This window comes from Alteromonas sp. G4i13 (assembly GCF_054960505.1).
Genome location: NZ_JBHNYX010000008.1, coordinates 62,768 through 80,205, shown reverse-complemented (window position 1 = coordinate 80,205; position 17,438 = coordinate 62,768). Strand labels below are relative to the sequence as shown.

19 protein-coding genes are annotated in these 17,438 nt (G+C 45.8%); 6 read left to right on the top strand and 13 right to left on the bottom strand.

The window, feature by feature from the left end; genetic code table 11:
• Positions 1-86: 86 nt before the first annotated feature.
• The 9 genes from ACFI6J_RS05655 to ACFI6J_RS05615 form a co-directional block, all read right to left on the bottom strand.
• The gene (locus tag ACFI6J_RS05655; RefSeq protein WP_069943525.1) at positions 87-1,595 is read right to left on the bottom strand and encodes a sensor domain-containing diguanylate cyclase; all 1,509 of its coding nucleotides are present in this window, start codon (positions 1,593-1,595) and stop codon (positions 87-89) included.
• A gap of 168 nt (positions 1,596-1,763) precedes the next feature.
• Positions 1,764-2,504: an HAD-IA family hydrolase gene (locus ACFI6J_RS05650; protein WP_156085744.1), complete on the bottom strand. Its 741-nt coding sequence runs from the start codon at positions 2,502-2,504 to the stop codon at positions 1,764-1,766.
• A gap of 20 nt (positions 2,505-2,524) precedes the next feature.
• Entirely contained in the window at positions 2,525-3,445 is a 921-nt protein-coding gene (gene xerC, locus ACFI6J_RS05645; RefSeq protein WP_014947848.1) for a tyrosine recombinase XerC, read from the bottom strand.
• 5 nt (positions 3,446-3,450) lie between these two features.
• Entirely contained in the window at positions 3,451-4,146 is a 696-nt protein-coding gene (locus tag ACFI6J_RS05640) for a DUF484 family protein (protein ID WP_014975351.1), read from the bottom strand.
• Positions 4,143-4,973, bottom strand: a complete 831-nt coding sequence (gene dapF, locus ACFI6J_RS05635; RefSeq protein ID WP_156085745.1) for a diaminopimelate epimerase — start codon at positions 4,971-4,973, stop codon at positions 4,143-4,145. Before dapF ends, ACFI6J_RS05640 begins: the two co-directional genes overlap by 4 nt.
• A 35-nt stretch (positions 4,974-5,008) precedes the next feature.
• The gene (lysA, locus tag ACFI6J_RS05630) at positions 5,009-6,259 is read right to left on the bottom strand and encodes a diaminopimelate decarboxylase (RefSeq protein WP_014975352.1); all 1,251 of its coding nucleotides are present in this window, start codon (positions 6,257-6,259) and stop codon (positions 5,009-5,011) included.
• A complete protein-coding gene (gene lptM, locus ACFI6J_RS05625) occupies positions 6,259-6,495 on the bottom strand; it encodes an LPS translocon maturation chaperone LptM (protein ID WP_069943528.1) in 237 nt (78 codons plus the stop codon). Before lptM ends, lysA begins: the two co-directional genes overlap by 1 nt.
• A 12-nt stretch (positions 6,496-6,507) precedes the next feature.
• The gene (locus ACFI6J_RS05620; protein ID WP_014975354.1) at positions 6,508-7,575 is read right to left on the bottom strand and encodes an MJ1255/VC2487 family glycosyltransferase; all 1,068 of its coding nucleotides are present in this window, start codon (positions 7,573-7,575) and stop codon (positions 6,508-6,510) included.
• A gap of 1 nt (position 7,576) precedes the next feature.
• On the bottom strand, positions 7,577-8,095 hold the full coding sequence (locus ACFI6J_RS05615; protein WP_014947854.1) for a phosphatase PAP2 family protein: 519 nt from the start codon (positions 8,093-8,095) through the stop codon (positions 7,577-7,579).
• Between the two features lie 352 nt (positions 8,096-8,447).
• Between ACFI6J_RS05615 and rraA the strand changes: the two genes are divergently transcribed.
• On the top strand, positions 8,448-8,933 hold the full coding sequence (rraA, locus tag ACFI6J_RS05610; protein WP_014947855.1) for a ribonuclease E activity regulator RraA: 486 nt from the start codon (positions 8,448-8,450) through the stop codon (positions 8,931-8,933).
• An 88-nt stretch (positions 8,934-9,021) separates the two neighbouring features.
• Positions 9,022-10,263 carry an ABC transporter substrate-binding protein gene (locus tag ACFI6J_RS05605; RefSeq protein WP_014975355.1) on the top strand — a complete coding sequence of 414 codons (1,242 nt, stop codon included), beginning with the start codon at positions 9,022-9,024 and terminating at the stop codon, positions 10,261-10,263.
• A gap of 31 nt (positions 10,264-10,294) precedes the next feature.
• Here the strand turns inward: ACFI6J_RS05605 and ACFI6J_RS05600 are convergent, their stop codons facing one another.
• The 3 genes from ACFI6J_RS05600 to mpl all read right to left on the bottom strand — a co-directional run bounded on the left by ACFI6J_RS05600 (position 10,295) and on the right by mpl (position 13,169).
• Positions 10,295-11,104 (bottom strand): S1/P1 nuclease, encoded by an 810-nt coding sequence (locus ACFI6J_RS05600; protein ID WP_039226872.1) that lies wholly within the window; start codon positions 11,102-11,104, stop codon positions 10,295-10,297.
• Between the two features lie 2 nt (positions 11,105-11,106).
• On the bottom strand, positions 11,107-11,739 hold the full coding sequence (locus ACFI6J_RS05595; RefSeq protein ID WP_014975357.1) for a flavin prenyltransferase UbiX: 633 nt from the start codon (positions 11,737-11,739) through the stop codon (positions 11,107-11,109).
• A 71-nt stretch (positions 11,740-11,810) separates the two neighbouring features.
• A complete protein-coding gene (gene mpl / locus ACFI6J_RS05590; protein ID WP_081106052.1) occupies positions 11,811-13,169 on the bottom strand; it encodes a UDP-N-acetylmuramate:L-alanyl-gamma-D-glutamyl-meso-diaminopimelate ligase in 1,359 nt (452 codons plus the stop codon).
• Between the two features lie 311 nt (positions 13,170-13,480).
• Between mpl and ACFI6J_RS05585 the strand changes: the two genes are divergently transcribed.
• The 4 genes from ACFI6J_RS05585 to ACFI6J_RS05570 all read left to right on the top strand — a co-directional run bounded on the left by ACFI6J_RS05585 (position 13,481) and on the right by ACFI6J_RS05570 (position 16,721).
• Positions 13,481-14,458, top strand: coding sequence for a class 1 fructose-bisphosphatase (locus ACFI6J_RS05585; RefSeq protein ID WP_014947860.1), 978 nt, complete (start codon positions 13,481-13,483; stop codon positions 14,456-14,458).
• Positions 14,459-14,588: 130 nt separating this feature from the next.
• Positions 14,589-15,119: an inorganic diphosphatase gene (gene ppa, locus ACFI6J_RS05580; RefSeq protein ID WP_014947861.1), complete on the top strand. Its 531-nt coding sequence runs from the start codon at positions 14,589-14,591 to the stop codon at positions 15,117-15,119.
• Between the two features lie 141 nt (positions 15,120-15,260).
• The gene (locus tag ACFI6J_RS05575) at positions 15,261-15,746 is read left to right on the top strand and encodes a DUF3299 domain-containing protein (RefSeq protein ID WP_014947862.1); all 486 of its coding nucleotides are present in this window, start codon (positions 15,261-15,263) and stop codon (positions 15,744-15,746) included.
• A 27-nt stretch (positions 15,747-15,773) separates the two neighbouring features.
• A complete protein-coding gene (locus ACFI6J_RS05570) occupies positions 15,774-16,721 on the top strand; it encodes a dihydrodipicolinate synthase family protein (RefSeq protein ID WP_462585781.1) in 948 nt (315 codons plus the stop codon).
• Here the strand turns inward: ACFI6J_RS05570 and ACFI6J_RS05565 are convergent.
• Complete coding sequence (locus ACFI6J_RS05565; protein ID WP_348670719.1) at positions 16,718-17,416, bottom strand: 2OG-Fe(II) oxygenase; 699 nt, start codon at positions 17,414-17,416, stop codon at positions 16,718-16,720. The two genes, ACFI6J_RS05570 and ACFI6J_RS05565, sit on opposite strands and share 4 nt — an antisense overlap.
• Positions 17,417-17,438: the final 22 nt, after the last annotated feature.

The window sequence follows — 17,438 nt, the reverse complement described above, 5'->3', positions numbered from 1 at the left end:
GAGTACATTTCTGCTTTCGTAATAATGGGGTCAGAGTACATTTTTGTCTTCAGCGTATTTGAGCGATTAAATGTACTCTGACCCCATTATTTGAGGGTTATTGTGTTGCCGCCTTTTTCTTTTGATGCGTAGAGTGCCCGATCGGCGCGCTGAATGAGCGTCTCGAGTGTATCGCTTTGCTGCATAAGAGTGACGCCGAAGCTCGATGACAATGACACTTCTGAAATAACGATTGCGTTTATACCTTCACGTACCTTTTCCACCAAATTAAGGGCGTTTTGCTCGCTGATATTAGGCAGAAGCAGTACAAATTCGTCGCCGCCGAAACGGGCAAAAACATCAGCTTTACGCACAATATCCTTCGTCACCTGACTTAATCGGCGCAATGCGTTGTCGCCGTCTACATGGCCTAATTCGTCGTTAATACGTTTAAACTTATCTAAATCAAACATAACGAAATAAAGCGAGCTTCCAGATTCACGGCTCTGAGCCATTTCTAGTGCGCTGCGCTGGGCCAAATACTCCCGCGTATAAGCTTGGGTTAAGGTATCCACAAAAACACGGTCTTTGAGCAGAGCATTGTCTGCTTGTAACTGAGGAATGGCTATACCAAACAACGCGTTGGCTGCAATAACGTTGAGTGCAAACTGATACACTTTGACGTAATCCATTAAGGCGAATATATGCACCAGCAAAACAATGCATAGGCTGCTTATTGCAAGGCTTATAACATTGCGCTTTGTACTTTCAGTACACGCTATCCACATGTGGGTAATGGCGAGAAAAAAGATAGCAAATGCACTGTCACGAGACTGGGTAAGTTTTGCCAATAACATGACGAATAGTATGAGGGCCAAATTGATTGCCACTTTTTTAAAGTAGCTGTGTAAATCGGATGAAGCGCAGTTAGAAAATGCCAAGAGGTCTATTTTAGAAGCCGCACTTATTTTTACTAACAAGCCAGCAAAAAGAGGTGCAAGCACAACAACACCAGCCATATCCCCTATCCAAAAGGGCAGCATCGCATCTTTAATATCCGCCGCTGACATCTGATTAGTGAGAACAAGTGAACCAATGACTAGTTGCGTAGCAACTAACGACGAAATACAGCCGATGATTAAGAACGAGACGATTAATTGGGGTGTGGTGACGTCGGGCTTTCTCAATAGATGGCCGAGAACACTGGCTCCTGCATAGTAAGGGAGCATATGTGCAACGCCGAATAACACGCCGCCCCACATCATTTCTACGTTACTTAACGGCAGCAAGTAGTTATGACCATTCCAGACGGTAATCGCAATGGCGGCCACCATAATAGGCACTACCGCGCGCCAACCTAAAACTAAGAAGCATGCAAGGGTGTAGCCTGCCGCAGGAAACCAAACACTGGCGTGTTCAGTGTATTCAACAATGCGTCCAATTTGCCATATGGCAATCCAAGACAAGATAATAAATACATCTTGATACAAGCCAGACAGTGGCTTAAACGGCCAAAAAGAGCGACCTGTCTCGGCATGTTCATGAACATTCGAGGTTGGCTTATCTACCTTGGACGCTTGTTGCGACCTTGACTTCGAGATAGCAGGTTTTTCCATGAGGACACAAAAACTACGACTCCAGTTTTCAGTGTATAACGAGTGAGCGTTAAAATCTATACGCCCTAAGTGCGGCTCTCTAGACCTTTAAGAATGCGGCTTACTCAAAGGTTAACATCTCGCAAAAGAATGAGTAGTAAAGGTCTGTATTTTCGAGATAAATAGCGCCTAGACAAATTGAATAAGCTCTTCTAATGAATCAAGCTGAACGTGTGGAAGTACTGAAACGGGTTCAAATTTCAACTGCATTGGACGATTACATGCAAACCAAGCCGACTGATAGCCGGCATTAATGGCACCGAACACGTCTTTAATAATATTATCGCCCACATGTAAAATGTGCGACGGCGTTACCTTTACCAGTGAGGCCGCTTCATCAAACATGTTTTGAGCAGGCTTCATGGGCCGTTCCACACTGGCGTGCAAGATCGCCGTGAAATAACGGTCTAACCCTACTTTTTGCGCGTTTACATTGCCGTTAGTAATACCAACGAGCGGTAAATGCTGGCTAAGTTTATCGAGGGTGTGGTGAACATTACTGGCTAATGCAAAATCGCTTCTTGCGTCATAAAAACAATTAAAGCAGCTGTCTACAGCAGCACGTAATGCAGTGTCTTCTGTGGGGACTATTGATAACTGGTTTGCTGGCGTGCCAGATAGTGCAGCGCTTAAAACAACGCGACGAAGCTGCCCCATATCAGAAGCCAATCGCGCGTCTTTGGCGATAGCCGCACGTTTAAGCTGTAGCCAATCAAGTGATGTTAGCTTAGCTGCCAGGTGGTGATGTTCAGCAATATGCGCTTGAAGGGCTTGCTCTGCGCGTCGAATAATAGGTTCATTATTATAAAGGGTGTCATCAAGGTCGAAGGTCATAGCCTCGACGTTATTGATAGACCTGAAAAACTGCATGGGGAAACCTTCTAGTAGCGTTATTTCTTGTGTGCGCGAGGGTGAGCCGCGTCATAAACCTTAGCGAGATGCTGAAAATCCAGATGGGTATAAACTTGTGTTGTTGACAAGTTAGCATGACCTAATAGCTCTTGAACCGCACGCAAATCTCCGCTGGATTCTAATACGTGCGTAGCAAAGGAATGGCGCAGTTTGTGAGGGCTTACTTTTTGTGACAGCGACTGTTCGCTTGCCATTTTATCGAGGCGATTAGCGACTTGTCGATTGGATATGCGGGTTTTGCGCTTACTCACAAAGACCGCACTTTCGTAAGGTGATGCGTAGGCAGGGCGTACCTTTAACCACGCGTTAAGTGCTTTTTGTGCGTGTCGGCCTAACGGAAGTATTCGCTGTTTACTTCCTTTACCCATGACCTTCACGGTACCGTCCTTTAGACAGTCGGCCAAATTAAGCCCAGTCAGTTCGCTCAAGCGCAGTCCACAGCCATAAAGTAGCTCAAACATAGCCACATCACGTAATTGCATACCCTCATCGTCGTCACTGCTTCGGGGGGAGGCATTAAGAAGCTGCTGCATTTCATCTACGCTTAGTTGCTTAGGCAATGGCTTCCCTTGTTTTGGAGCTTGAATACCCTCTACAGGGTTGCTGAATAGTTGCTGATGATCGATAAGATATTGGCAGAAGGTTCTAAGTGCCGATAGGCGCAATGCTATACTGCGCGGGCTGTGCCCTGACATCTTTGCATCAGCCATTACCCGCTTTATGTCGCTTGGCGTTAGTCCCGACCACTCGTAAAGCCCAAGTAGCTTTGCAACTTCGGTAAGCTGGCGCTGATAATTTTTGATAGTGTGAAGAGATAACCCACGTTCTACCTGTAGATGTAGCAGAAACTTATCTAGCCATTGCTGGCAAGGTTCGCTTATCAATGCGTCCGTAGACACTACACCTAATATCCCATCATTTCAGGCAAGATAATATTAAGCACTTGCTGAAGCTGTTGAAGTAACAAGGTGTCCATATCTGGGGTGAAGTGGCTGGCGTCACTGCTGCTAATACCTAAAATACCGAGTTCACGGTTGTCACCAAGCAGCATTAGCGCTACAGACTCCGCAGGGCTTTCTCCGAAAAGAAGCTGGCGTTCGTGTTGAGATAATCTGCCAAAGAAAAAGTTGGTATTTTTAAAACGTTTTTCAGTAAATAAACGTTGCTGTAGTTCGGGGATCGCGTGGGGACCTTTAAAGCTTTTAATGACCGCCGACGACAATTGTAAACGCTCTTGAAGCACATCTTCCAAAGTAAACTGAACTTCGGCAACACTTTCACAGCGCAGAAGCTGCACGTTTAAATCGGTGTAAACGCGATATATTTTTTCGTTTTGTTTAGCGATGCTCACCAGCTGATTGAGTTTAAAATTAAGCTGCCTAACTTTCTTTCGAAGCTGATCGCTTTGAATTTCTACCAGTGAAACACTGCCTTTCTGCTCGTGGGGAAGCTTAATTTTTTCAAGAAGGTCGGAGTGCTCGGCAAAGAACTCAGGGTTTTGTAACAAGAACGCGCGCACATCGGCACTCGACAATTCCGTTGTGTCGTTAAATGGCTCAATCAATTGCGTAGCGTTAGACTGCCCTGATAATTCGCTCATAGATTTATATGTCCGTCGTACACGTGCTCAGCAGGCCCTGTCATTTTTAACACGTTATCTGGGCCAGGCCAGCGTATACGTAAACTGCCTCCGGGTAAGTCCACCCGCACGTCTTTTCCTAATTTACCCTGAACCTGGCCAATTGCAACCGCTGCACAAGCGCCGCTACCACAGGCCAAGGTCTCACCTGAACCTCGTTCAAATACGCGAAGTTTAATATGTGACTCATTGATTATTTGCATAAAGCCAACGTTTACGCCTTCAGGGAAGCGTTCGTGCTTTTCAACAAGTGGACCAATCTCGGCCACATTAGCAGTATCAACGTCGTCGACTTCCATCACGCAATGTGGGTTACCCATCGATGCCGATCCAATGAATAGCGTGCTCTCGCCGACTCGCAATATGTAGGTGTTTTCTTGCTTATTGGCTTTAAGTGGAATATTCGCAGGTTCGAATTCAGGTTTACCCATGTTCACAGTAACCTGACCATCTTTCTCAAGATACAGCACCATTTTTCCAGCTTTGGTGCTTACGACAATTTTGTTGCGATTAATGAGACCTTTTTGCTTAACAAAACGTGCGAAGCAGCGCGCGCCATTGCCACACTGCTCTACTTCCGAACCGTCCGCGTTGAAGATACGATAGTGGAAGTCTTGTTCAGGATCGTAAGGCGGTTCCACCATCAACAGCTGGTCGAAGCCAATGCCGAAGTTTCGGTTAGCCAGTTGCTGAATTTTTTCTTTAGAGAAAAAGACGTTCTGAGTAACGTTATCAATAACCATGAAATCGTTACCCAAACCGTGCATTTTAGAAAATTGAACCTGCATTAAACGCGCATCTATCTTGTTAGTTTGTCTCTAGTTTACGGAAGTTTGTACTCACCTTGCCAGAGATCTTTTTGTTTTTCTCTTTCACGAACCACAATTGCTTTGTCACCGTCTACCATAATCTCGGCTGGACGACAGCGACTGTTGTAGTTTGACGCCATAACAAAACCATAGGCACCGGCGCTGCGAACTGCAAGTAAGTCTGTTGGTTCAATGGCTAATTCACGATCTTTTCCTATAAAGTCACCAGTTTCACACACAGGGCCTACTACATCGTAAATACGTGGTGTTGCCGTAGTTTCTTCTTTTACAGGAATAATTTTTTGCCATGCTGAGTAAAGTGCAGGGCGTAACAAGTCGTTCATTGCAGCGTCGACAATGGCGAAGCTTTTTTCTTCACCTTCTTTAATGAATTCAACTTCGGTAACTAAAATACCGGCGTTTGCTGCAATAGCGCGGCCTGGCTCAAGAATAAGCTTTAGGTTTTCACGGCCTACCATTTTTTCAGCCATGGCTTGTGCATAGGCTTTAGGATGAGGTGGTTGCTCGTTGTTATAAGTAACACCAAGACCACCGCCCACATCTAAATGTTCAATGATAATGTTGCGTTCAGCTAATTCATCAATAAGCAGAAGCAAGCGCTCCAAGGCGTCTACAAATGGGCCGATTTCTGTGAGCTGCGAGCCGATATGGCAGTCCATACCAACAACATTTAAATGAGGTAGCGATGCGGCCAATTCATAGGTAGCAAGCGCTCGCTCACGAGCAATACCGAATTTATTTGCCTTCAAGCCTGTAGAAATATAAGGGTGAGTTTTGGCATCCACATCCGGGTTTATGCGCAGTGAAATAGGGGCTTTCACGCCCATTTCGCCCGCAACCTGGTTAATTCGATGAAGCTCTGGCTCTGATTCTACGTTGAAACACATGATGCCTTGTTCTAGCGCATAGCGAATTTCATCATGCTTTTTACCAACGCCTGAAAATACTACCTTACTTGCATCGCCACCGGCCTCGATTACGCGAGCGAGTTCACCTGCTGAAACGATATCAAAGCCTGAACCTAATTTGGCTAGAACGCTTAATACACCGATGTTCGAATTCGCTTTTACCGCGTAACACACAAGGTGAGGATGCTCACCAATGGCATCATTAAATGCGTGCCAGTGACGCTCTAATGTTGCACGTGAATAGATGTAAACCGGCGTTCCATGCTGGGCTGCAATATCAGAAACAGCCACTTGTTCAGCATGAAGCTGACCTTGGCTGTAGGCGAAATAATCCACTAGTTCAGCTCTCCAGAAGTAGTTGCGGGTGAAGTGTTATTGGTGTCAGAGTCGGCGCCGGTTTCTGCATTTTCAGAAGACGCTGGTTCAGCAGACGTGTTTTGTGCAGGCGCGTCAGGAATGTAGAGCGCCCCTTTGTAACCACAGCCACATAATGCTGTGAGTGTTAGCAAGAAAACAACTGACTTTTTAAGCACGAAAAATCCCGCGAAGAATACGACAAATGCCGCTATCATCGCATTGCGGCGTTAAATTGCAAGAGCCAATAATCGTTCTTGTGTTTTATCGCCATATCGAACGTTTTTCCAAAGCGCATCGCACAGGCTTTGCGTATCAGAAAAGTCTTTGTTTTTAAGCCAATCGATAAGAATGTTGGGGTTGTCTGGAAAGTCAATTGCTTCGTTGTCAGGAGCTTCTAGCCACTCTTCAACAATGTCGGTATCAAGTTGAAACAGGGTTTGGCATAAATCCAATTTATTTAACGTAAGCACATTCGATAGTTGCTCAAATTGGCCGTGTAAAGGTTTTATAAGCAGCTTCTTGCCCAGTTGAAGTGCCTCACTCGATAGCTCAAACCCCCCATTGGCGATTACGCCACTGGCGTGCTGTAGGGCTTTTTGAAAGTGCTTCTTAGATGTAGGGTGCCAATGAATATGTCCCACTTCTTTCGCTTCATCGATGTTCGGGTGAAAGCATTCGAAAACCTGATCGCTTAGGGGTTCCAACATTTGTTGAACATCTTCAATATCTTCAAAAGGTAAGTAAACCAGAACGTGACCATTTCCCGAAGACACAATCGGCTTTTCTGCAACGAATGGCGGAATAATCGGTTGATTGAAGTGATACCAGTGCACACCTAGTTGAATCTCTGTTGGTGCAAACACTTTCATTAGCAAGGAGTCGAAAATCGTGTTGCCACTTTTAGGGACGTCGTAGGCAAATGCAGCCTGATGGCTAATCGAAATAGAAGGTAGACCTTGCTGTTTAGCTGCCCACGCCGTAACGGGCTCAAAGTCATTGACTAGCAAATCGTAGTTGCTGGTATCAAAGGCTTTCACGTCTTTTATAAACTGGCTTACATTTGCATCTTTAACGGTCGCCCATTTATCAACCCGGCCTCCTTTGGTGATAAAGCTCAGGCCAGTAAAGGTTCGGTATTCTCCGAATATTTCCATGTCGAAATACTTCTCAGGGGGACGACCAGTAAACACAAAGTCAACGTTAATGTCATCGCGCTGTGCCAGAGCTGCAGCCATTATTCGCGCACGGGCGATGTGTCCGTTACCGGTGCCTTGCACACCATACAGTAATCTCATGCTACCCCAGAATAGAAATGCTCAACGTTGCTATTGTAACGCCTAGAAGCGTCCCTGCGATCACGTCTGACGGGTAATGAACACCCAGTAACACACGTGAAAGACCAATTAACGCGGCCCAGCTGTAAGCCAATACCGCAAACGACGGATAATAATGAGCCACTATGCTCGCCATCAATGTGGCTGCTGCCGTGTGGCCTGAAGGAAGAGAGAATTTATCCGAAGGCGTGACATGTGCTGTTAAATTCATTAGAAAATCGCAAGGGCGAGGGCGCTTGAACATTTTCTTAAGCAGCACATAAATGGGTAATTCCAGCGCATAAGCCATCAGCGCTGTGTAGAGGAAAAGCTCACCGTGTTCAGGCTCAAATGCCCAAAGCAGCGCACCGATAACAAGGTACAGGTAACCATCGCCGGTTTTCGACAGCCAGATAATACTTCTGCAGTCTCTTTTTTGCGTCAGTTTGTACAGGCGATAAAACAAGTCAGTATCGTATTTGGTCAAGGATTTAATCAACATCGCCTTGTCCCCTATCGGTTAATTACTGCACAGGCTAAAGTTCATCTGTGACCAGTGGGTGACGAAAAAAAGAAACTTTTTTGACAGCGAGCTTCGCTTTTACTTTTTCTTTTGTCCTGGCGAACAGATATTGGGAATGGCTGTAAAAGACAAAAAGCTAAGCAAAATATGTGCTCATTTGGGGGAGGGGAGAGCAAGTTTTGATGAGTTTTGAAAAAAGTAGAAAATTCGACGAAAGGCGTGAAATCAAACGTTTGCATTGCCACATTTAATGCTATGCTAGTTTTAGAAGCGTAAGCAGCGCTTTGTTTTCACTTAATTTTAGTCTTCTCAATTTTAGTAAGGCAGAACGATGGAATACAACACATCTGAATTATGCGATTTGTTTGCTGATAGCGTAGACGTGGTAGATCCAATTTTCGCGAGCTTTGGTGGCCGGTATTCTTTCGGTGGTGAAATTACCACAATTAAATGCTTTGAAGACAGAGGCCTTATCGACCGAGTACTTGCTCAGCCCGGTGCTGGAAAAGTACTGCTTATTGATGGCGGTGGTTCTAGCCGTCGTGCACTGTTCGATGCATCCTCTGCTCAAGTTGCAATCGATAACGATTGGGAAGGGGTTGTGATATACGGCAGCGTGCGAGAAGTTGATAGCCTTGCCGAATTAGATATCGGTGTTTTGGCGGTAGCCGCCATTCCAGTAAATGCTGAGTGTGAAAGTATTGGTGAGGTAGACGTGCCCGTTAACTTTGGTGGCGTTACGTTTTTACCAGAAGATCATTTGTATGCTGATAGCACGGGCGTTATTCTCTCTCCTGAACCTCTCGATCTGGACTGAGTGCCATAAATAGCGCGTAATTTTAGGGGCGCACCTGGCGTTTATTAACCGATAAGTTCTGCAAACTCAGTTTAAGCAGGGGCTTTTGGTGCGAGCAATTTACGGGTTATATCCTTTTTGTCTTACCGTTTTTTTGGCTATGTTGGCGTTGCCCTCAAAGGCAGAGACGCTTACTGTCGGATGGCTGAATGATAACGTTAACGAACGTTACTTAATCTCTGACATTGAGCAAGAATTTGCCAAAATAGCGCCTGATATTACGCTCAATGCGGTGGGCGTACATACCGATAAGTATAAGCAGCAAGTTCTCAAATGGCTTAAAACGGGTGAAGGGCCAGACGTACTTTATTGGTATGGCGACGAGCGGCTGCTCGACCTTGTTCGCAGTGGATGGGTGAGCGACATAAGTGACGTTTGGCAAGCACAGCGACTAACAGATGCGTTTAGAGTGTCGGTGTCCTCTCAAGTTAGCCTTAATGGCCGCTTCTACGCTATTCCGGTATCCCATTATCCGTGGTCCTTTTTTTATAATGCCGAGCTTTTTGATTCTCTGGGACTTGCTGCACCAAATACGTGGGACGAATTTCTTCACCTCTGTCAGGCTTTAAAAGAGAAAGGTATTACGCCCATAGCCATTGGGTATGATGCGCCGTGGGTATTAACAAGCTGGTTTGAATTCATTAGTTTACGGCTTTATGGAGAGTCCTTTCACCACGAACTGTTATCAGGCCGTGTCTCATATAAAGATGAGCGAGTCGTACAGGTTTTTCTTCTGTGGAAAGTACTCATTGATAAGGGCTATTTCATGGATACGGGAGAGAACATGGACTGGTATGACCCCATGCCTTATCTATACCGAGGCTTGGCAGGTGTTACGTTAATTGGACATTTTCTAAGCTCTCGTATTCCTGAAAGTGCAGAGTCAAAAATTAGGATATTTTCTTTCCCAGAGCTCAGTCCCGGTCAAGAAACCATTGAGCTAGCTCCTTTGGATGTGTTTTTTATTCGGGCTAGTTCTTCGAAGCAAAAAGCGGCGCGACAATTTTTGTCGTTCATGGCTACACACAAGGCCCAGTCGCGATTTAATCTTCACGCAGGGGGATTTTCTCCTTTGGCGGGAAGTGAGCATTTTCCGAATTACTTTAATGATATGGGCGCTAAGCAGTTAAATACGGCGGAAAGCACAAGTCCATATTTCGATAGGGTCGTGCCTCACGAATTCGCAGAACCTGCCATGACACTGTTGAGAGACTTTATGAAATCAGCGGATGTAGGTAGTACGACAGAGGCTCTTGAAGCGCTAAGATTGGAAGTGTATCAGCTCGATTAACTGCGAGATGCTAATCGAGCTCAACTTTTGACTAGTGCTCTGCTTCGTCAAACACGTTGTTCAAATACATGGCAATGCGAATTCCGGCCATCTGCAAACGCTTTTTTGCAGTAGGCAGGTGGTTGTATAAATAGTCATAGCTCATATTGTTTGCGTCATCAGGATAAATGGTATCGCGAATAGCGGTGCTTTCTTCAATCCACACCATAGGGTCGGTGGTGGCCCAACTGCGAATATCCTTAGCCGTAATAGCTTTTGTTAACCAAGACGTCCACTCTGAGTACGACAGGTCGCGCTGATCTAGCATTTGCGAGTCCCACACGCGGTGTAGGTTAGAGTCTTGCCAGAAGAAGCGCACTTTTACGTCGTTACCACCACGATCAGTACCATTGCCGGCATGAAGTGGTTGATGGAGATCGCCAATAATATGCACAATGAACTGAAGGGCCAGACGCTTTTCTTCAATGGTGGCGGTGTCGCTTTTTAACGTTTCAGTAAACTGCTTTAACGCGGTAACCGCATCACCTTGCTTTGGTGCGCCAACTTCTTCGTAGGTCTTTCCTTCAGGTACAGATACATAGTGCCAAGGGCTAGCGGTTTTCTGCCAAAATTCGCTGGGGTCAGAACGCATTTCGTCAGCGTGAGTTGAGGCTTCAGCCAACGAACCGTGTGGTAATAACTCCATTAGTGCAGCTTGTGAAAGAGGGCTAAGATATTGCTCGGCAATAGCGCCAGTCACTCGGTGACCGGTTTGCCCCCATCCGAAAGCGGGTGATGAAATACACAATGTAAATAGCGTGCTCAGCGCAACTGCGCAAATCCTGTTTGCAAACGCGAACATGGTTAATCCTCAGAATGTTTGGAAGACTGGTAGCCCCATCTTGCGACAAGAGACTGCTCAATACCTAGGTGGTCTAGTATGCGCGCCACCACAAAATCTACCAAGTCATCGATAGTTTTAGGATTGTGATAAAAGCCAGGCGCTGCAGGCATAATAGTAGCACCCATTTGCGAAAGCTTGAGCATATTTTCTAGATGAATAGAAGAAAGTGGCATTTCACGAGGCACCAAAATAAGTTGTCCACGCTCTTTTAGAACGACATCAGCTGCGCGCTCAATCAGGTTGTCGCTTGCGCCAATACTAATGGCCGAAAGCGTACCTGTAGAACACGGGCAAACCACCATTTTTGCGGGGGCCGCTGAGCCTGAAGCTACTGGTGAAAACCACTCTTCTTTGCCGAAAACCTTGATTTGGTCTGGCTTTGCATTGCAATGCTCGGTAAAAAACGCGGCAGCGTCTTCTGGTCGCCCGGGTATCTTGACGTTCTCTTCGGTGGCAAACACCACTTTGGCAGCGGAAGAGATTAATACATACACTTGGTAATCGGCGTTAACTAGCGATTTCAATAGTGTAAGCGCATAAGGCGCGCCAGATGCGCCTGTGATAGCAAGCGTGACTTGCTTGTCATGTTTCATTGTATAGCCTCTGTAGATGACAAGCGTAATGCGCTTGTCTATCGGGTAACACTTCGTTTTATTCTGTCTATTTACAATTTGGACTTCATTTTTAGGGCGTCGAGTATTCGGCCATGAATGCCTTCAAAACCGCCGTTACTCATTACAAGAATATGATCGCCCGGTTGTGCTACGTTGCAAACACCTTGAACGATCTTCTCTACATCTCTGAAGCAGTGCGTAGGCGCGTTGCTGTGCGCTACCGAATCGACTAACGACCAGTCCATGCCTTCAGGTTCATAAAGGTAAACCTCATCGGCTTTCTGCCATGAGTTTGCCAGCGTATCTTTGTGCACGCCCATTTTCATCGTGTTAGAGCGCGGCTCTAGCACAGCTAAAATACGGGCATTACCCACTTTCTTGCGCAGTCCATCAAGTGTAGTCGCAATTGCAGTAGGGTGGTGTGCAAAGTCGTCATAAAGGGTGATGTTGTTTACTTCACCCTTTACTTCCATGCGACGCTTAACATTCTTAAAAAATGATAAGGCGTCTATGGCATCAGGTAAGGTAACACCTGCATGGTGGGCGGCAGCTATGGCCATTAAAGCATTGTCCACATTGTGTTGACCAACCAAAGCCCAGGTTACCGTTCCAGCTATAACGCCGTTATGTAATACATTGAATTCACTGCCGTCTTTCTTTAACAGTTCTGCATGCCACTCTTTGCCCAACGATTGGCGAGAAGACCAGCAACCTCTCTTGAGCATATCCTCAATTGCGGGCGTATTGTTAGGTGTAAGAATAAGCCCGTTTTCTGGCACCATGCGAACCAAATGGTGGAACTGGGTTTGAATAGCCCCAAGGTCAGCAAAAATATCTGCATGGTCAAACTCAAGGTTGTTAATTACCAAGGTTTTAGGACGATAGTGTACGAACTTAGAACGCTTATCGAAAAATGCGCTGTCGTATTCGTCAGCTTCAATGACAAAAAAGGGGCTTTCACCCACGCGAGCCGATACGCCAAAGTTCTCTGGAACGCCGCCAATTAAATAACCAGGGTTAAGACCAGCGTGTTCTAAAATCCACGCGACCATACTGCTGGTGGTTGTTTTACCGTGGGTACCTGATAACCCAATGACCCAACGATCTTTTAGTAAGTTATCAAGCAACCATTGTGGGCCACTGGTATAAGGAAGATTTCTATTTAACACGTATTCGACGGCGGGGTTACCGCGCGACATCGCGTTACCAATCACTACCATATCTGGCGCTGGATCAAACTGGCTTTCGCAATAACCTTCGGTCAACTCAATGCCTAATGCTTCAAGCTGGGTGCTCATGGGCGGATAAACGTTTTTATCAGACCCTGTTACTTTGTGGCCGAGTGATTTAGCAATAGCGGCGATGCCGCCCATAAAACTTCCACAAATGCCTAAAATATGTACATGCATAGCGCATTCTCAATGAATTATCATGTTATTGGGGTACTGTATCAGAACCCCGTGACCTATAGATAATTCAATTTTAATCATTCAATAAATGCCTTAAGCCGTTGTAATACGCTAAACACCTATGAATCTATGATGTGCAAACTGGTATGGTGTGTGTATGACATTTTACGGGCGTGTTCCACTTACCCAAGAACACGGTTACAATCTAACCACAGGTTTAAAACCTGTGTGTGCTTCAGACAAACGCCGGTAAGGAAAGCTGAGCGACTGGTAGCACAACACCCTACACACGAAAAAAAGGCTTACATTCAATGAAACGTTTAAATTCCCAATTGCAACAAGACGGTGCACCGCTTGAGTTAATTTTACTCATTCGTACACTGCTAGCGGGCTGTAAAGAAATTTCTTTCCGCGTGAGTCAAGGCGCACTTGCTGGCGTGCTCGGTTCAACCCTTTCAGAAAACGTACAGGGCGAAACACAGAAAAAGCTCGACGTTATCTCTAACCACATTTTAAAAGACACGCTAAGGGAATCTGGCTACGTAAAAGCCATTTCTTCTGAAGAAGAAGATGACGTTGTGCCGTGTAATCCAGACGGTAATTACTTAGTAAGCTTCGACCCGCTAGATGGGTCGTCAAACACTGAAATTAACAGCCTAATCGGTACTATTTTCTCTATTACCCATGCGCCTCAGTGGATGAAACCAGATGATCCGTCTGCTTTCTTACAGCCTGGAACGCAGATGGTAGCTGCAGGCTATGTGCTGTATGGCCCGTCTACTATGCTGGCGTTGACGACGGGTCGCGGCACGCACATTTATACGCTTGATAAAACCCACGGTGGTTTCCTGCTTACTCACCCTAATATTCAAGTACCTGAGCAAACGTCAGAGTTTTCGATTAATGCGTCGAACCAGCGTCATTGGGAACCTGCAATGCAGGCATACATTGCCGACCTTCTAGCAGGTAAAGATGGCCCTAGAGGTAAAAACTTTAATATGCGCTGGGTAGCGGCAATGGTGGGTGATATTCATCGTTTGCTTTGTCGCGGTGGCATCTTTATGTATCCATTCGATAACAGGGACCCGTCTAAGCCAGGTAAATTACGCTTGCTTTACGAAGCTAACCCGATGGCATTCTTAATGGAGCAAGCAGGTGGAAAAGCAGAAACAGGCACTGGCCGAATTCTGGAAGTTATGCCTGAAGAAATTCATCAACGTGTACCGTGCATTATCGGCTCTAAAGAAGAAGTTGAGATGTGCTTGAGCTACAACGACAACGCGAAATAGCGAAAAAGCAGCAAAATTTAACGAAAAATAAAGAGATTAGTACGACATGGGTCGTAAAGCGTTTTTATTTTGCTGCTGTCACCGTATACTTAACCCAAAATTTCTTATACATCATTGAAAGGACCAAAGAATGAGCTTGAGTGCTATTTCTGCTGGTAAAAACGTACCAGACGAAGTAAATGTGATCATCGAAATTCCAGCACACGCTGACCCGGTGAAGTACGAAGTAGACAAAGACACAGGTGCACTATTTGTTGACCGTTTCATGGCAACTTGCATGCACTACCCAACTAACTACGGTTACGTGAACAACACGTTGTCTGAAGATGGCGACCCAGTTGACGTTCTAGTAATGACTCCGTTCCCACTACTTGCAGGTTCTGTCATTAAGTGTCGTCCAGTTGGCGTACTAAACATGACTGACGAGTCTGGTAAAGACGCAAAAGTACTAGCGGTACCAGTAGACAAGCTTTCTACTATCTATCGTGACGTTAAAGAAATTGCAGACGTACCTCCGCTTCTTCTTAAGCAAATTGAGCACTTCTTCGAGCACTATAAAGATCTTGAAGAAGGCAAATGGGTGAAGATTGACGGTTGGGCAGACGCTGCCGCTGCAAAAGAAGAAATTACCGCAAGCATCGCGCGTTTCGAAGCAGAATAATTCACGCTGCTTTAAATTGATGATACAAAGGGCTGGTGTAATACCAGCCCTTTTTGTATGTGGCTAAAAAGTGAAGATTGAAAACGACAAGCAAAAGCCGATACAAAAAAGCGAACAAAATACTCAACGATAGAGAGCAGTATGATCCACCATAAATTATCCATGACTTCATTGTTTGCCGTAATAATGATGGTTGTAACTTTCAACTCTTTGGCAGATGAAACTCCTACTGAAGTATACTGGGAAGACCTAGTGCCTGAGGGCTTTAATGAGCTCGCGCCACCTTCAGTTCAACATAATGGCGAGATGAGTCAGCTTCAGCCTGACGCACCCGTTGTCGATACCTTTGATGGTAAACGGGTGAAAATCCCGGGTTTTGTTGTGCCGCTAGAAGGTACGGCAGAGCTAACCACTGAGTTCTTACTTGTTCCATATTTCGGAGCCTGTATTCACGTACCACCGCCGCCGTCTAATCAAATTGTTTACGTAAAATTTGAAGAAGGTGTGCGCATAGATAATATTTACGATGCAATTTGGGTAACCGGCGAACTGTCGACTGACGGTTGGAAAGGCGACATCGCGTCTGTAGGTTACCGTTTGAAAGGCGAAGCCGTAGAAGGGTTTTAAGCATAAAACGTTTAAAAAGGATATCAGGTGTTTACAGGATTATCAGCGTTTCCCATTACTCCATTCAAACAAGAAGCTATTGATTACAAAGCATTTAAAGGGCTTGTTGATAATTTGGCTTCGGCGAATGTAGATTCAATTTGCGCGATAGGCTCTACTGGGCTGTATCCTTATCTAACGCGAGGGGAAAAGTACGACGTAGCCAAGCTCGCCGTCGACCACGCAAATGGCATTCCTGTTATGGCAGGCGTTGGGGCGCTGAGAACCTATGACGTGCTAAAAAACGTTGAAGCTGTGCAGCAAGCAGGTGTTAATGCTGTGCTGTTAGCACCCGTTTCCTATCAAGTGCTTAACGAAGAAGAAGTGTATGGCCTCTATGAGGCAGTGAGTCACGAGGTATCTGTGCCTATCTGCGTTTACGAAAATCCTCGTGTGACTAATTTTACCTTCAGCGAAGATTTATACCGCCGCATAGGCAAATTGCCGAATATCGGGGCGATTAAAATACCCGGTACTCCGTTTGCCAAGAGCTCAATGGATAATAGTTCGAGCAAGGATATCCCACCCTCTGAAGTAAGCAGTAGCGAAGGCGCTCGTCGATTAGCATCATTACGAGAGATAATGCCTGCACACATTGCTATAGGCGTGAGTGGTGATAGTTTTGGCGCAGCAGGAATGAGTGAAGGTTGTGACCTTTGGCTTTCTGTTATAGGGGGGATATTCCCGCGAACCGTAATGCGCATAATCGACGCCGCTCAGTCTGGTAATGCTGTTGATGCACAGGCTCAGTCACAAGCGTTAAGCGGAATATGGAGCATGTTTGCGCGCAATGGCGGCGGCTTGCGTGTGGTTGCAGCCGCGGCAGAAATTTTGGGCTATTGTGAAACGCCTAGCTTACCTGCACCCTTCTTACCTATCGACAAAAATGAGTACAGCGAGCTAGAGCACATCATCACGAAGTTATCGTTAAGCTAGCCCTGCGTATAAATCTGTTCAGCGCGGTTAAACAGAAGCCAAGACGTTAAAATGTACTTGTCGTTACTTTTTGGAATTTGGCCGCGATGCGTGTGAGTAAAGTAGGCTGGCGCAATCACCATTCGGCCTGCTTTAGGCTTAACCGCGTGGTTTTGATAATAAAATTCCGTCTCGCCGCCTTCTTCCACATCATTTAAGTAGTACATAAACAGCAACACGCGGTGCAGCGCATCGTTATGTTGAAGCTGTGGATAGACTTCTGAATGCCAGTATGGGTAGCCACCATTGCCCGCGGTGTAGCGCTGTGCATTTACATCGCCAACCCGAAACAGGTAATTCACCAAATTAGCCAAATTGGGTTTACCCACTTCATCAAAATTTTCACCTGTTACTTTCACCGGTTCGCCAGTTTTGGGATGGCGTACGGTTAAGCCAATGGGCCCAACAAGCGCAAAATAGTACTTTTCAATGTAGGAGACCAGCTGCTGCCCAGTGTGCTGCATCACTTGTTGAAATAAGTCTTTAAATTCCGGGTTGCGACTTATCGATACATCCATGCTGCGCTTTTTATCTAAGTCGACGCCACCACCGGTGCGGCCTTGAGATAAATTAGGGCTGCTTTCAAAGCGTTCCATGAGTTGTTTGCACAGCTCTGGTGGTAACACATCATCAATAACTTCAATTAAATCGCTCATGGAGACCTCGTACTGCGCTTTA

Coding starts and splice junctions, on each gene's coding strand:
- ACFI6J_RS05575 (WP_014947862.1), top strand. CDS start 15,261: ATGATCCACCATAAATTATCCATGACTTCATTGTTTGCCGTAATAATG.
- ACFI6J_RS05655 (WP_069943525.1), bottom strand. CDS start 1,595: ATGGAAAAACCTGCTATCTCGAAGTCAAGGTCGCAACAAGCGTCCAAG.
- ACFI6J_RS05585 (WP_014947860.1), top strand. CDS start 13,481: ATGAAACGTTTAAATTCCCAATTGCAACAAGACGGTGCACCGCTTGAG.
- ACFI6J_RS05650 (WP_156085744.1), bottom strand. CDS start 2,504: ATGCAGTTTTTCAGGTCTATCAATAACGTCGAGGCTATGACCTTCGAC.
- ACFI6J_RS05640 (WP_014975351.1), bottom strand. CDS start 4,146: ATGAGCGAATTATCAGGGCAGTCTAACGCTACGCAATTGATTGAGCCA.
- ACFI6J_RS05620 (WP_014975354.1), bottom strand. CDS start 7,575: ATGAGATTACTGTATGGTGTGCAAGGCACCGGTAACGGACACATCGCC.
- mpl (WP_081106052.1), bottom strand. CDS start 13,169: ATGCATGTACATATTTTAGGCATTTGTGGAAGTTTTATGGGCGGCATC.
- ppa (WP_014947861.1), top strand. CDS start 14,589: ATGAGCTTGAGTGCTATTTCTGCTGGTAAAAACGTACCAGACGAAGTA.
- dapF (WP_156085745.1), bottom strand. CDS start 4,973: ATGCAGGTTCAATTTTCTAAAATGCACGGTTTGGGTAACGATTTCATG.
- ACFI6J_RS05615 (WP_014947854.1), bottom strand. CDS start 8,095: ATGTTGATTAAATCCTTGACCAAATACGATACTGACTTGTTTTATCGC.
- ACFI6J_RS05595 (WP_014975357.1), bottom strand. CDS start 11,739: ATGAAACATGACAAGCAAGTCACGCTTGCTATCACAGGCGCATCTGGC.
- rraA (WP_014947855.1), top strand. CDS start 8,448: ATGGAATACAACACATCTGAATTATGCGATTTGTTTGCTGATAGCGTA.
- ACFI6J_RS05600 (WP_039226872.1), bottom strand. CDS start 11,104: ATGTTCGCGTTTGCAAACAGGATTTGCGCAGTTGCGCTGAGCACGCTA.
- ACFI6J_RS05565 (WP_348670719.1), bottom strand. CDS start 17,416: ATGAGCGATTTAATTGAAGTTATTGATGATGTGTTACCACCAGAGCTG.
- lptM (WP_069943528.1), bottom strand. CDS start 6,495: ATGATAGCGGCATTTGTCGTATTCTTCGCGGGATTTTTCGTGCTTAAA.